The 15062-nt window shown below is 70.7% G+C and carries 7 protein-coding genes; 1 reads left to right on the forward strand and 6 read right to left on the reverse strand.

Annotated features, from left to right (window positions below):
* Window positions 1-220 precede the first annotated feature (220 nt).
* From mnhG to JW613_RS21255, 6 genes are all read right to left on the reverse strand, one after another.
* Window positions 221-616, reverse strand: coding sequence for a monovalent cation/H(+) antiporter subunit G (gene mnhG, locus JW613_RS21230; RefSeq protein WP_209212439.1), 396 nt, complete (start codon window positions 614-616; stop codon window positions 221-223).
* The gene (locus tag JW613_RS21235; RefSeq protein WP_209212440.1) at window positions 613-879 is read right to left on the reverse strand and encodes an MrpF/PhaF family protein; all 267 of its coding nucleotides are present in this window, start codon (window positions 877-879) and stop codon (window positions 613-615) included. Before JW613_RS21235 ends, mnhG begins: the two co-directional genes overlap by 4 nt.
* Window positions 880-1009: 130 nt before the next feature.
* On the reverse strand, window positions 1010-1618 hold the full coding sequence (locus tag JW613_RS21240; RefSeq protein ID WP_209212441.1) for a Na+/H+ antiporter subunit E: 609 nt from the start codon (window positions 1616-1618) through the stop codon (window positions 1010-1012).
* Window positions 1615-3177: a Na+/H+ antiporter subunit D gene (locus JW613_RS21245; RefSeq protein WP_209212442.1), complete on the reverse strand. Its 1563-nt coding sequence runs from the start codon at window positions 3175-3177 to the stop codon at window positions 1615-1617. The genes JW613_RS21240 and JW613_RS21245 overlap by 4 nt, the downstream gene beginning before the upstream one ends.
* Entirely contained in the window at window positions 3174-3632 is a 459-nt protein-coding gene (locus JW613_RS21250) for a Na(+)/H(+) antiporter subunit C (protein WP_209212443.1), read from the reverse strand. The genes JW613_RS21245 and JW613_RS21250 overlap by 4 nt, the downstream gene beginning before the upstream one ends.
* Complete coding sequence (locus tag JW613_RS21255; protein WP_209212444.1) at window positions 3629-6487, reverse strand: Na+/H+ antiporter subunit A; 2859 nt, start codon at window positions 6485-6487, stop codon at window positions 3629-3631. The genes JW613_RS21250 and JW613_RS21255 overlap by 4 nt, the downstream gene beginning before the upstream one ends.
* A gap of 546 nt (window positions 6488-7033) precedes the next feature.
* On the opposite strand from JW613_RS21255, the gene JW613_RS21260 reads away from it, so the two are divergent.
* Entirely contained in the window at window positions 7034-14749 is a 7716-nt protein-coding gene (locus JW613_RS21260) for a non-ribosomal peptide synthetase (RefSeq protein WP_209212445.1), read from the forward strand.
* Window positions 14750-15062: the final 313 nt, after the last annotated feature.

A 15062-nucleotide genomic window follows, 5' to 3' on the forward strand; every position in this document is an offset into this window, starting at 1 on the left:
GCGCCGGTGGTTCCGCGCTCGTGCCCTCACGCTCCGCTGGTGCGGTTGACCAGTATGAGTGTGCCGCGCTGGGCGGTTCGTACACCGCGACCCCCGTATGAGACCGAGATGGACGCACAACGAACTGCCGCATGACCACCCGCGCGACCGTAGCCGGGGGGAGGGGAGTGGCCCGGTCGTCGTCAGGGGAGGCGGGCTGTCGGTCTCCACGTCCGTAAGCTCACCGTTCAGCGTCCTCCTCTTGCGGCGGCGTCCCGTTCGTCTCGTCGACCGGGGTGCCGTCCCGTGCGAGGCGTTCGGCGAGTTCGTCCCCGAACAGCAGACGGTGGTCGAGCCCACGGGTGCGATAGGCGGTGCGGCCGATGATCTGACTGGTGATCGGGGTGGTGAACAGTTGGAAGAGCGCGACGAGCAGCAGCACCGGCGCATAGTGCAGGGGCATCTGTACGCTCGCTCCGACCAGGATGAGCAGCAGACCGAGGGTCTGGGCCTTGGCCGCGGCGTGCAGCCGGCTCCCGATGTCCGGGAAACGGAGCAGGCCCACAGCTCCGAGCAGACAAAAGGCCGCGCCGGTCGGCAGCAGCACGGCGGTGATCACGTCGCGCACAGCAGTCACCGCATACCTTCTCTCTTCTCGATCAGGTGAGCGGCCGTCACCGATCCGGTGAACGCCAGCAGAGCGAGGACGAGGAGTACGGGCAGGGCCGTGGTGTCCTTGTCCATGGCTGTCCGTACGGCGGTTCCGGCGATGACCATCGTCACCAGGACGTCCAGCGCTATGACTCGGTCGAGCGCCCGGGGGCCGCGTACCAGGCGCAGCAGGGTGAGCAGTCCGGCCGCAGCCACACCGGCCAGGGTGACCAGGTACAGGGCGGTCATGGCTGCCTCCTGCGGCGGGCGGCGCGCCGAGCGGGCCGTTTCCGGAACCGGCCCGCGGAGGTGTACCAGGCGTACGCGCACCCGGTACGGCTCTCACTGTCCTCGGTGCGGCTGTCACGGTTCTCGCTGGTCATGTTCCCTTTCCCTGGTCATGTTCCCTTCCTTGGGAGGTGTCGCCGGATGCTCCCCCAGCAATCGGGGGCCGGCCTGTGACGCCGACCTCCGGCGCCGTGCCGACCGCACGTGCGACCCGGCGCTCCACGGCTCGCACTGCGTCCTTGTGGCGGGCGATGTCGGCCGGGTCGCGGGCCGGGAGCACATGGACGTAGAGGCGTTGTCGGCGCCGGTCGATCTCGGCCACCAGCGTGCCGGGGGTCATGGTCGTGAGTTCGGCAACCGCCATGATCAGCAGGTCGCTGTCGACGCGGAGTTGGACTTCGATGATTGCCGCAGAGGTGTTTCTGCCGTGCCGGAGGACCTGCCAGGCGACTGTTGTTCCGGATCTGATCAGGTCCGTCAGCAAGTGGACCAGCAGATGCCCGATCGGCAGCAGCCGGGGCACGGCCCCCGGCAGCACCGGGGGCAGGGAGAAGGCCGCGACGACGGTGGCGGCGACGAGCAGCCCCGCGATGAGGACCACCCAACTGACCGACCCCCACAGCAGGATCCACAGCAGCCAAAGCCAGGCGATCATCGGAAGGTGCCGCAGGCCGCGGCGGGCGCGTTCGTGGCGGATCAATGGTCCTCCTCGCCGAGAACGACGGAGCGGTACGCCTGCGGGTCGAGCAGGTCGTGTGCGGCTCGTTCACTGACCATGGAGAGCGGGCCGGCGCAGGCGGCGATGACGAGACCGGTCGCCGTCACACCGGCTGCCGCTGCGGTCATCAGCCCGGTTCCGCGCCCTGTGCGCCGACGGTGCTCGCGCGGCCATGGGGACGCGGGCGGCGACGGCTTCGGCGGGTCCGTCTCGCCGTGGGACGGGTCCGATTGCTGTTTCATGAAAGCCGATGTCCACACCCGGGTCATGGCGTAGAGCGTCAGCAGACTGGTGAGCAGAGCAGTCCCCGCGAGGGCATAGGCCGCCGGTCCGCCCTGCGCGGTTCCGGCGCGCAGCAGGGCCAGCTTGGCCACGAAGCCGGAGAACGGAGGGACGCCCGCCAGGCTCAGAGCCGGAAGGGCGAACAGTGCGGCGGCCCACGCCCCCGGTGGCGGCCACCGGGCCATGTGGCGCAGTGCCGCAGTCCCCGCGCGACGTACGACGAGAGCGGCGGTGAGGAAGAGCGCCGCCTGGACAGCGATGTGGTGGACGACGTACAGGATGGTGCCCGACAGACCGCGCGCGTCGAAGAGCGCCAGTCCGAACAGCATGAAGCCGATGTGGCTGACGAGCGTGAAGGACAACAGCCGGTTGATGTCGTCCTGGGCGAGGGCACCGAGGATGCCGACGACCATGGCGGCGATCGCCGCGCACGCCAGCAGAGTCCATACCCCGGTGCGGGGAAACAGCAGCGTCTGGGTGCGCAGCAGGGCGTATACGGCGACCTTGGTGAGCAGGGCGGCGAACACGGCCGTGATCGGCGCGGGCGCGGTCGGGTAGCTGTCGGGCAGCCACAGGTGCAGCGGCACGATCGCCGCTTTGACGCCCAGGACGACCAGGAGCAGCAGGGCGAGGGCGCCGCGCAGGCCGTCCGGAAGCTCAGCCAGTCGGGGGCCGAGCTGAGCCAGGGTCACCGTGCCGGTGGCGGCGTACACCAGGGCGACCAGGGTGATGAACAGCAGCGAGGACGTGAGGCCGGCGATCACATACGTCATGCCCGACCGGGTGCGGCCCTCGTCGGCGTCCAGCGTGATCAGAACGTACGAAGCGGCGAGCATCACTTCGAACGCGACGAAGAGGTTGAACAGGTCACCCGTGAGAAATGCCAGGCTCACACCAGTGACGAGCAGCAGGTAGGCAGGGTGGAAGACCCTGGGAGGCCCCTGGAGCCGTTCGGCGGCGCCCTCCCCGACAGCGAAGAGAAGTACAGCGAGCGCCACCAGTGCCGACACGGTGAGCAGCAGCGCCGACAGCCGGTCGGCCACGAGCGTGATACCCAGCGGCGCCGACCAGTCGCCGACGTTCAGCGCCTGCGGTCCGTGGGCGTCCGCGCGTACGAACAGTGCCGCCGCGTCGGCCAGGACACCCGTCAGCACGACGATGCTGAGCGTGCGGACCACCGAACGGGGCAGACCGAGCAAGGTCACCCCGGCGCTGAGCGCGGGCAGCAGTACGGGCACGGCGAGCAGGAACGCGGTCATTGCCGGCCCTCCGCCCGGGCGGCGGCGTCGCCGGGGATCCGGCCGGTGTCGTCGGCGGTCTCGGCGCGTTCCTGTGCGGTGCCGATACGTCGGTCCTCCACGTCGTCGCGTACCTCGTCGTGTCGGGACAGCCGCCAGGAGCGGTAGGCCAGGGCCGTGAGGAAGGCCGTGAGACCGAACGTGATCACGATCGAGGTCAGTGCCATGGCCTGGGGCAGCGGGTCGGCCACTTCGGGATGCGGCGTCTTCCCCTCCACCACGGGTGGTGGGCCGGGCGTGCCTCCGGCCACCAGCAGCAGCAGGTTGGTGCCGTGGCCCAGCAGGACGAAGCCGAGCACGATCCGCATCAAGGACCGCTGCATCATGAGGTAGAAACCCACGGCGAACAGGGCGCCGACCGCGAGAGCCATCGTCACATCGAGTGTGTTGGCCGTGGTGCCCAGTGCGCTGTTCATCGAGAGCCTTCCTCCTCCCGGTCTGCTCCAAGGGCTCCGGCGGGGGCGTCGCCGAGCGAGACCCCCACTGCGGACAGCAGCTTGAGCGTGACGCCGACGACGAGCAGATAGACGCCCACGTCGAAGAAGAGGCTGGTCGCGAACTTCACCGCGCCGACCACCGGCAGGTGCCACGTCACCACGGCGCTCTCCAGCGGCACCCCGCCGAGGATCGGCGGGAGCAGGCCGATGCCGGCCGCGAGCAGCAGGCCACCGCCCGCGACCGCGCCCGCGGGAAGGGGAACGGCGACCCCGAGGTCGGCCCGTCCGCCCACCAGGTACCGGAGGACGAAGGCCTGGCCCGCCACCAGCCCGCCGGAGAACCCCCCGCCGGGGTGGTGGTGCCCGGAGAACAGCAGGAACAGCGACAGGACCAGGATCGAGGGGAACAGCAGCCGGGTGGCCACTTCCAGGAGGACCGAGCGTTCACCGCCGGGCCGCTCGTCGGCTCCCGGCAGCCACGTCTGCCGGGGCTCGTCCCAGTGTGCCGTGGGGAATATGCCGCGTCGGCCCTCGCCGCTGCCGCCGTCCGCCGCCCCTTTGTGACTGTGGTTGCGGACGAGGCTGACGACCCCGACCGCCGCCACCAGCAGCACCGAGATCTCACCCAGCGTGTCCAGGGCGCGGAAGTCGACGACGATCGCGTTGACGACGTTGTGGGCGCCCGTCTCCGCCACCCGGCGCACATACCCGGACGAGACTGCAGGGGCCGTGCGGGCGGCGGATGTCGCCAGGGCGAAGCAGGTGACGAGCACCCCGACTGCCCCGGCCACCGCGACCCGCAGCAGCCGGGCGCGCGGGAGCGTCCGGCCGTGCACGAACCGGGCCGGCATGCGCCGCAGCACCAGCACCACCACGACCAGCGTCATCGTCTCCACCAGGAACTGGGTGAGCGCCAGGCCCGGTGCGCCCCGCACCAGGAACACTCCCGCCACCCCGTAGCCGACCGCCCCCGCCAGCAGGATGCCGGTCAGCCGGTGCCGGGCGGCCACCACCGCTGCGGCGGCCGTCACCACCACCACAGCGAGCAGCGGCTCGGCCGGGGACCACCACAGCGGCGGGGACCCCAGCGACGGTGCCGCAGCCGCCAGCGCCGCGCCGGGCACCAGGACCACGGTCGCCAGCAGCACGGTCAGGTAGACCGGCAACGAGCCGACCTGCGTGTGCCGGGTCACCGCCACCGCCAGTCGGTCCACGCCCGCGACCGCACGGTCGTAGCCGCCCTGCACGTCCGGAAGGCGCGGTACGGTGGCAGCCGCCGCGAGGGTGTGGCGCCGGACCGCATGGAGCAAACCGCCGAGGATCAGCGACAGCGCCGACAGGCCGAGGACAGGCGTGAATCCATGCCACAAGGACAGTGCGTACGAGCCCTGCGGCCCCGCCGGATAGCCCTCGGCATAGGCGTTCGCGACAGTCGCCGTACCCGCGTACCCCGCACCGAGCACCAGGCCCGCCCCCGCGAGCACGGCCACCGGCGCGACGAACCCCACCTGAGGACGGCGTGGTGCACCTGTCGGACGGCCGGGCGGCCCGCCGAAGGCGCCGTGCAGGAACCGCGCCGCGTAGGCCACCGTCAGGGCGAAACCGAGCACCAGCACGGCCGTGGTCAGGTGGTTGATGTTTCCCGGTACGGTGCCGTGCCAGAACGCCTCCAGGACTGCTTCCTTGCCCAAGTAGCCGAGGAGCGGCGGCAGACCGGCCATCGACGCGGTGGCGAGCGCGGTGGCGCCGAACAGCACGGGCAGGCGGCGCCCGAGCCCCGTCAACTGCCGGATGTCGCGGGTGCCCGTCTGATGCTCCACGATCCCGGCGGACAGGAACAGCGCCGCCTTGAACGCGGCGTGCGCGAGCAGCATCGCTGCCCCCGCCAGTGCCCCGGTCCGGGTGCCGATCCCCAGCACAGCAGTCAGCAGGCCGAGTTCACTGACCGTCCCATAGGCCAGCAGCAGCTTCAGATCGGTCGCACGCAGCGCCCGCCACGCCGCCAGCACCATGGTGGCCAGGCCCACCCCGAGCACCATCGGCCGCCACGGGTCCACTTCGGCCAGGGCGGGCGCCAACCGCGCCACCAGGTAGACCCCCGCCTTGACCATCGCTGCCGCGTGCAGATACGCGCTCACCGGGGTGGGGGCCACCATCGCCGCAGGCAGCCAGCCGTGCAGCGGCAGCTGCGCGGACTTGGCGAACGCCCCCACGAGCACCAGCACGACCGCCACCGGCACGAGCCCGCCCCGCGGCGGATCGACGAGGATCGTCGAGAGCCGGTAGGTGCCCGCCTCCTGGCCGAGCACGACAAAACCCAGCAGCATGACCAGGCCGCCGGCCGCGGTCACCAGCAGGGCCTGCCGAGCTGCGCGCCGCTGCTCCGCAGTCTCACCCCGCCCCGCGATCAGCAGGAAGGACGCGATCGTGGTCAGTTCCCAAAAGACGTACAGCACGAACAGGTTGTCGGCGAGCACCAGACCCGACATCGTTCCGGCGAACGCCAGCAGCAGGGCAGCCATCCGGCCGGCGTCCCGCTCCACGTAGTACCGGCAGTACAACAGCACCAGCGCACCGACACCGGCCACGACCCACAGCATCAGCAGCGACAGCGCATCCAGGCGCAGGGCAACCGCCAATCCGAGACGCGGAGCCCACGACAGTGACTCCTGGTACGCACCGCCGTCCAGAACCCGCCCCGCCGACACGCTCGCCCAGGCCACCGTCGCCAGCGGCAGCACGGCGGCCACCATCCACACCGTGCGGCCGAGCCGCCGCGCCCACCAGGGAATCGCCGCCGCGACCCCCAGGTGGGCAGCCAGCAGGACCAGCACAGCAGCACCAACTCCTCCACGCGTCCCACACCGCCGACACGCGGCTGACCCCTGCGCGGGTCCTGCTGGGACATCTGGGCTTCGACGGTGCTGGGTGCCCTGTGTAGCAGGTGTCAATCCCCCGACAGGGCAGCGCCGCGCCGAACGGTGAAGAACCTGCTCCGCCTCGCCCCGCGCGGCCTGCCACCCCCAGATCGGGGACGGAAGGCATCGGCGTGTGCGGCGGCCCATTGGGCGAAGGTCCGCGGCGGACGTCCGACTCGTCCTGTGGCGCGGAATGCCGCTGAGCAGGATTTCATCCCTTTGGGTAGGAGTGATCCACCACGGGTGGAGCGTGCGGTTCCGGCTGGCACGATGAGCCTGCTGAAACAGAGCCGGTGACGTCGACGGGCAGCGCACGCATGCCAGTTGTCGTTCTGTCGACCGGACGCGGTGTCGTCTGTCCGAACGATCGGCGGGCGTTTGCTTGTGCCCGTCGGCCGACTCGGCCCCGTCCGGGTGCGGAGCGTAGGTGAAGGGCGTCGGACGTTGCAGGAGGGTGCCTCGTTGTCCCGTCATGAGCTGGCCGCTGTGGAGGACGATCCGGCGTCGGTCGCGCAGTACCAGCCGGATCCGTCGGCGGAGGTCCTGCCGCTGACAGCCGCCCAGCGCGAGATCTGGTTGTCCGAGCAGCACGCTCCGCAGGCCGGCGTCGCGTTGCGCGTCGGGGAGTACCTGGAGATCCGCGGGCCGGTCGATCCGGCCGTGTTCGAGGCGGCGCTGCGCCAGGTCGTCGCGGAAACCGACGCGCTGCGGGCCCGTCTGGTGCTGGGTGACGACGGCCCGGTACAGACCCTGGAAGCTGAGTTGCCCTGGTCCCTGTCGGTCGTCGATGTCGGGGACGAGCCCGACCCGGAGGCGGCCGCACGCGGGTGGATCGCCCAGGACCTGGCTCGGCCCATGGAACTGGCGGAAGGCCCGCTGTTCAGCTTCGCCCTGCTCAAATTGGCGCCGGACCGGTTCTGGTGGTCCCACATGTACCACCACGCTGTGATGGACAGTTTCGGTCGCTCCCTCGTGGCACGCCGGACCGCGGAGGTGTACACCGCCTTGGCCCGCGGACGGGGGATCGGCCGCAGTCCCTTCGGGCCGCTGTCGGTCCTGGTCCGGGCGGATCAGAAGTACCGGGAGTCCCCGGAGTGCGTCGAGGACCGGGAGTACTGGGCTCGGCAGTTGGCAGGCTGGCAGCGGGCTGCGACGATCCCGCCCCGCCTCGGCTTCGCGGCAGCGGAGCACGGTGTGCCGGGAACCGAACAGCCCTCCCACCACCCGGCTCCCGGGACGGCGCGCACGACCGAGGTACATCCCTTCCTGTGCCCCCGGGCCCTGCGTGCGGCAGCCCGGCGCGCCGGCATCACCCAGAGCCGCTTCGTGATCGCGGCGGTGGCGCTCTACATCCACCGGCTGACCGGTGTCAGGGACGTCGTCGTGGGGCTGGCCGTCTCCGGCCGTCCTGACCACACCTCCCGCGCGACGCCTGGGATGCTGGCCAACGGGGTGCCCCTGCGGCTGACCGTGCGGCCCGACATGTCGCTGGACAGCCTGTTGGCCCAGGTCGACGACCGGGTGAAGGAGGCGGTGGCGCACCAGCGCTATCGCGGGGAGGACCTGCATCGCGAGCTGGGTCTGCCCCGCGACGACGGCACGGCCTTCTCGCCCGTGGTGAATCTGATGGGCTTCCCCTACGACTTCACCTTCGACGGCCACCGGTGCACCGCGCACCAGACATCCGCCGGGCTGTTCGCAGACCTGATGATCGCCGTGTGGGACCGCCGGGACGACGAAGGCCCGCAACTGCAACTGCGCGGCGCTCCAGAGGTGTACGACGACGCGGCCCTCGCGGACCATCAGCGACGGCTGCTGCGTCTGCTGGCGGACCTGGCGGAATGCGACCCCGGCCTCCCGGTCGGCACGGTTGACCTCCTCTCGGCCGACGAACGGCAGCGCTTGATCGGCGACGGGAAAGCACCGGTGCGCGGAGCTCCTGCCGTTCCCGTGCCGGCGCTGTTCGAGGAGCAGGTGCGCAGCACACCAGGGGCGGTGGCGGTGTGCGCCGCTGATACGGCCCTCACCTACGGTGAGCTCAACGCGCGCGCGAACCGGTTCGCGCATGCGCTCATCGCTCGGGGGATCGGGGCCGAGGACGTGGTGGCCCTGGCTCTGCCACGCGGCCAGGAACTGGTGACGGCGATCCTCGGCGTGCTCAAAGCAGGGGCGGCCTACCTGCCGGTGGACCCGGCGTATCCGGCGGCGCGGGTCGAGTACCTGCTCACCGACGCGCGGCCGACCCTGGTGATCGACGATCCGCGGACGGTGGCCGAACTGGCTCAGGGCAGACCCGACACCGACCCGGGAATTCCGGTGGACCCGCTCCACCCGGCGTACGTGATCTACACCTCGGGGTCGACCGGCCGGCCCAAGGGCGTGGTGGTCACCCACACCGGCGTGGGAAACCTGGTCGCTGCCCAGACGGAGCGCTTCGCGATCGATGCCGACAGCCGCGTCCTGCAGTTCGCCCCGCCCAGCTTCGACGCCTCCGTATCCGAGCTGTTCACCGCCTTGCTGACCGGTGCAACCCTGGTGCTCCCGCCCACCGCCGACCCGGTGGCCGCCCTCACCGATCCGGACGTGTCGATCACTCATGCGACCGTGCCGCCTTCGGCACTGGCCGCGGTGGACGAAACACAGGCCTCCGTGAGCACCCTCGTGGTAGCGGGAGAGGCATGTCCGGCGAGCCTGGTGGAACGCTGGTCCGTGAATCACCGGATGGTGAACGCGTACGGACCGACCGAGGCCACGGTGTGCGCCACCATGAGCGAGCCGCTCACCCCTGCCCACACCCCGCCACCGATCGGGACGCCGATCCCCGCCACCCGTGTCCATGTGCTGGACAGCGCGCTGCGCCCGACACCGCCTGGCGCCGTGGGTGAGCTGTACATCACGGGGGTGGGGCTGGCGCGGGGTTACCTGAGGCGACCGGGAATGACCGCCGAACGCTTTGTGGCCGACCCGTTCGGCCCTCCGGGGAGCCGGATGTACCGCACCGGTGACCTGGCCCGGTGGCGTTCCGACGGACTGCTGGAGTTCGCCGGACGCGGCGACCAGCAGATCAAGGTACGTGGTCACCGCGTCGAATCCGGCGAGGTAGAGGCCGCTCTTGTCGGCGATTCCGACGCCGCTTCCGCCACCGTCCAGGTACGGGAGGGGCGTTTGGTGGCCTATGTGGTGCCGACGTCCGGGGCCGAGGCGGACATCGCCTCGATGCGCGACCGCCTGCGGGACCGTCTGCCGGAATACATGGTGCCGTCCTCCTTCGTGGTGCTGGAGGAATTGCCACTGACACCGAACGGCAAGCTGGACAGGGCCGCGCTGCCCGCGCCGGTCGTCACCACGACCGCAGCCACCGGCCGCCCTCCGCGTACACCGGGTGAACAGGTGCTGTGCGAGCTGTTCGCCGAAGTGCTGGGGGTTCCCGCCGTCGGTGTGGACGACGACTTCTTCGCACTCGGCGGCCACTCGCTCCTTGCCACCCGCCTCAGCAGCCGCATCCGGGCCACCCTCGGCACCGACGTGGATCTGCGTGCGGTGTTCGAAGCACCCACCGTCGCCCGGCTGTCGGCCCGGCTGCACAGCGCGGCGGAGAAGTATCCGGCCCTGACCGCCCGTGAACGACCCGATCCCGTGCCGCTGTCGTACGCGCAGCAGCGGTTGCTGTTCCTGCAACGTATGCAGGGGCCCGACGCGACATACAACATCCCCCTGGCGTTGCGGCTTTCCGGCGAGTTCGACCGGAACGCGCTGAAGCAGGCGCTGCTGGATGTTGTCACCCGGCACGAGACCTTGCGCACCGTCTGTCCGGAAGTCGCAGGTGTCCCTCGGCAACAGATCGTGGAGGCCCGGGCGGCGTGTCCGCTGCTTCCGGTCACCGAGGTGGATGAGGAGAGTCTCCCGTCGCGGCTCGCGGAGTCCGCCCAGCACGTGTTCGACCTCGGTGTCGAACCTCCGCTGCACGCCGAGCTTTTCGTCGTGAGCCCGACCTCGCATGTGCTGCTGCTCGTGGTCCATCACATCGCCGCCGACGGCTGGTCGATGACGCCGTTGGCCCGGGATCTGTCGACGGCGTACGCCGCTCGCCGCCGGGGGGAGGAGCCGGGGTGGGCGCCGCTGCCGGTGCAGTACGCCGACTACACGCTGTGGCAGCGCCAGTTGCTGGGCGACACCGCCGGCCCCGACAGCCTGCTGAGCCGTCAGCTTGCCTACTGGACACGAGCGCTGGCCGGCCTGCCCGACGAGACCACGCTCCCCACCGACCGGCCCCGCCCGGCCGTCGCCTCGCACCGCGGCGCTCGCGTCCCCCTCGGTATCGACGCGGAACTGCACACGGCTCTCACCGAGCTCGCACGCGACTCGGGGGCCAGCCTGTTCATGGTGCTGCACGCCGGACTGGCCGCCCTGCTCACCAAGCTCGGCGCGGGTGACGACATCCCCGTCGGCAGCCCCATCGCCGGACGTACCGACCAAGCGCTCGACGATCTGGTGGGCTTCTTCGTCAACACTCTGGTCCTGCGCACCGACACCTCTGGCGCACCGACCTTCCGCCAGCTCCTGGAACGCGTTCGTGAGACCTCACTGGCCGCCTTCGCCCACCAGGAGGTGCCTTTCGACCACCTGGTGGAGGCGATCAACCCGGCCCGGTCACCGTCCCGGCACCCGTTGTTCCAGGTGATGCTCTCCATCCACACCGACGAGGCCGATGCGTTCTCCCTCCCAGGTCTGGAAACCACCGCTGCACCGGTGGCGACGCCGACGGCCAAGTTCGACCTCGACATCGTCGTCTCCGAGCAGCGCTCGGGGGACGGCGAGTGTCTCGGTCTGACGGGGGCGATCGTGTACGCCACCGACCTGTTCGACCACGCCACCGTCCGCGACATCGCGGTGCGCTGGACGCGGCTCCTGGAAGCAGCCGTGCAGCACCCGGACCGGCCGATCAGCCACATCGACGTCCTGTCGGCCGACGAGAGACACCGCGCCCTGGGCGGGACCTCGGATGAGACGGTGACGCGGGGGCCTGCGCGCACACTTCCCGACCTCTTCCGCGAGCAGGTGAGCACCGCGCCCGACTCGGTCGCCGTGGTGGCCGGTGGTACCGCCCTCACCTACGGTGACCTGAACGTCCGGGCCAACCGGCTCGCCCATGCCCTGACCGCTCGCGGCGTCGGAGTCGAGGACATTGTCGCTCTCGCTCTGCCGCGTTCGGCCGACCTGGTCGTGGCGATCCTCGCCGTGCTCAAATCCGGTGCCGCGTACCTCCCCCTCGACCCCGACCATCCGAGCGCCCGCCGCACGGGCATGCTGGACGACGCGCGGCCCGTGCTGCTGCTGTCGGACGCTGCCACCGTCGATGCCGTGGATTCCGAGTTCCGTCTGCCGCACCTGCTGCTCGACGCGCCTGAAACCGCCCGGGAGCTGGCGGCGCAGTCCGAGGCCGACCCGGTCACAGGGCTGTTGCCCGACCATCCGGCGTACGTGATCTACACCTCGGGGACGACGGGGGAGCCCAAGGGTGTGGTGGCCCGGCACGCCGGCGTGGCCGAAACGGTGGCCCAGTACGGCGCGCAGGTTTTCACCCCCGCGGCCGAGCGTGCAGGAAGGGCGAGGCTGCGGGTGGCGCTGACCGCCTCGGTCTCCTTCGACGCGTCCTGGGCCCAGCTGGCGGCGCTCATGACCGGACATGAACTGCATGTGGCCGACGGTGCGACCTACACGGACGGGGAGCGGTTCACAGCTTGGCTCCTCCGCCACCGGATCGACTCCGTCGATGTCACGCCCTCGTACATGCGTGTACTGATCGATCACGGACTCTTCACGAGCGAGCGGTGGCGGCCGAGCGTTGCCGTACTCGGCGGTGAAGCGCTGCCCGAGCGGCTGTGGCAGGAGCTGCGGGCGGTGGAGGGACTGGCGGCCCACAACATGTACGGGCCGACCGAATGCACCGTGGACGCCGTACGCGCCCGGCTCGACGATGCGGCCACCCCGGTGCTCGGGCTGCCGGTCGCGGGCGCTCGTGCCTACGTCCTGGACGGGGCGTTGCGGCCTGTGCCACCGGGCGTGATCGGCGAGTTGTATGTGGCCGGTGCGGGCTTGGCGCGCGGCTATCTGCATCGGCCGGGGCCGACTGCCGCGCGCTTCGTGGCCGATCCGTACGGGCCGCCGGGGACGCGGATGTACCGCACCGGTGACCTGTGCCGCCGGCGGCCAGAGAGGTGGCTCGAATTCGCCGGGCGCGTGGATGACCAGGTCAAGGTGCGCGGTCACCGTATCGAGCCGGGCGAGATCGAGACGGTGCTGACCCTCCACCCGCAGGTGGCCCAGGCCGCCGTGATCGCCCGTGAGGACCGCCCGGGCGACGTACGTCTGGCTGCCTACACCGTGCCTGCTCCCGGGGCCGAGGCGGCTTCGGCCGAGCTGCGGACCTTCCTCCGCGAGCGACTCCCCGACCACATGGTGCCGGCAGCATTCGTGCGGCTGGACGCGTTGCCGTTGACGCAGAACGGGAAGCTGGACCGAGCCGCGCTGCCCGCACCGGACGCCACCGCTGCTGCAGGGCCGAGTCGCAGTTCGTGCACGCCAAAAGAGCAGGTGCTGTGCGAGCTGTTCGCCGAGGTGCTGGGGGTGTCCGACGTCGGCGTCGACGACGACTTCTTCGCCCTTGGCGGTCACTCTCTGCTCGCGACCCGTTTGACCAGCCGCATCCGAGCCACGCTCGGTGCGGAGCTCACCGTGCGCGCACTGTTCGAAGCTCCCACCGTCGCCGATCTGGCGGCGCGCCTCGACGGCGGCACGCAGCCCGCGCGCAGCCCGCTGACCCCCATGCCGCATCCCGGCAGGGTGCCGCTGTCGTCGGGGCAGCAGTTGATGCTGCTGCTGCACCGCTTGGAGGGGCCCAGCCCCACGTTCAACATCCCCTTGGCACTGCGCATGACCGGTCGGCTCGACAAGGAAGCACTGGAGCGGGCCCTGGCCGATGTGGTGACCCGGCACGAACCCCTGCGCACCGTGTTCCCCGACGCCGGCGGTGAGCCCTTCCAGGACGTACTCGACGCGGAAGTGGCCCGGCCCCGACTGCATATGACCGCAGTCGGTGATAAGGAGCTGCCGGAACGGCTGACGGAAGCCTCCCGCTACGCATTCGATCTGGCCACCGAACCGCAGCTGCGCGCGGAACTCTTCGCTCTCGGGCCGACAGAGCACGTGCTGCTGATCGTCGTCCACCACATCGCAGCCGACGGCTGGTCGATGGCACCGCTGACCCGGGACCTGACGACCGCCTACATCGCCCGGAGCCGGGGCGAGGAGCCGGTATGGGACCCGCTGCCGGTGCGGTATGCCGACTACACGCTGTGGCATCGGCAGTTGCTGGGGGATCCCGCCGACCCCGGCAGCCTTCGCAATCGCCAGCTCGCCCACTGGGCGCGCGAGTTGAGCGGGATGCCCGACGAACTGAAGCTTCCGTTCGACAGGTCCCGTCCCGCCGCCGTCTCGCATCGCGGTGCCTACGCCCTGGTCCGGATCGACGCGGAGGTGCATACGGCTCTCACAAAGCTGGCGCGCCGGTCCGGCGCCAGCCTGTTCATGGTGCTGCACGCGGGTCTGGCCGCCCTGCTGACCAAACTCGGCGCAGGCACCGACATCCCCGTGGCCTCCCCTGTCGCCGGGCGCACCGACCAGGCGCTCGATGACCTCGTCGGCTACTTCGTCAACATCCTCGTTCTGCGGAGCGACACCTCCGGTGATCCGACCTTCACCCAACTCGTCGAGCAGGTCCGCGATACGGCACTGGCTGCCTACGCCCACCAGGATGTGCCCTTCGATCATCTGGTGGCGGGGGACGACCCCGCACGATCCCTCTCCCAACGCCCCCTCTACCAGGTCATGCTCATCCTGCAGAACCTGCCGGAAGACCGGTTCGAGCCGCCAGGGTTGCAGGTGCGGGAAGTCCCCGTGGACGCCGGAACCGCGCACGAGGACATCTCCATCGGGCTGACCGAACGCCGCAGTGCAGACGGCACCCCCGCCGGTCTGGAAGGAATGATCAAATTCAGCACCGATGTGTTCGAACGCCAGACGATCGAGGACTTCTTCGCGTGCTGGGTACGGCTGTTGGCGGCCGCTGCAGAGGCTCCGGACCAACCGCTGAGCCACCTTGATGCACCCTCGCCCTGAAGAGCGGCGGGAACGGCCGGTTCCCTGCGGGCGCTCGGGGGGCCTTGCCCGTCGCCCGGGTTGAACTCGACGCCCCGCAGGTCGCAGATGTGGCCCATCCGCCGCGTCCGTGGCCTGCACCCCGTGCAGCACTCACCATGCCCTTGGCCGTGCGCCTGGCTTCCAGCAGTGAGCTCTTCGCACCCGCCGCTGAGCCGGGGCGCGGTCGCTCGGCCGCCGTGCGACGCCGATGAAGAGGCGCCCGGGAACCGGCTGCCTGCCGCCCGGCCGTGCGGGACCCGACCCACAGCAGTGACCACTGAACCCACCCATG

It is taken from the genome of Streptomyces smyrnaeus (genome assembly GCF_017676345.1).
GTDB classification, from domain to species: domain Bacteria; phylum Actinomycetota; class Actinomycetes; order Streptomycetales; family Streptomycetaceae; genus Streptomyces; species Streptomyces smyrnaeus.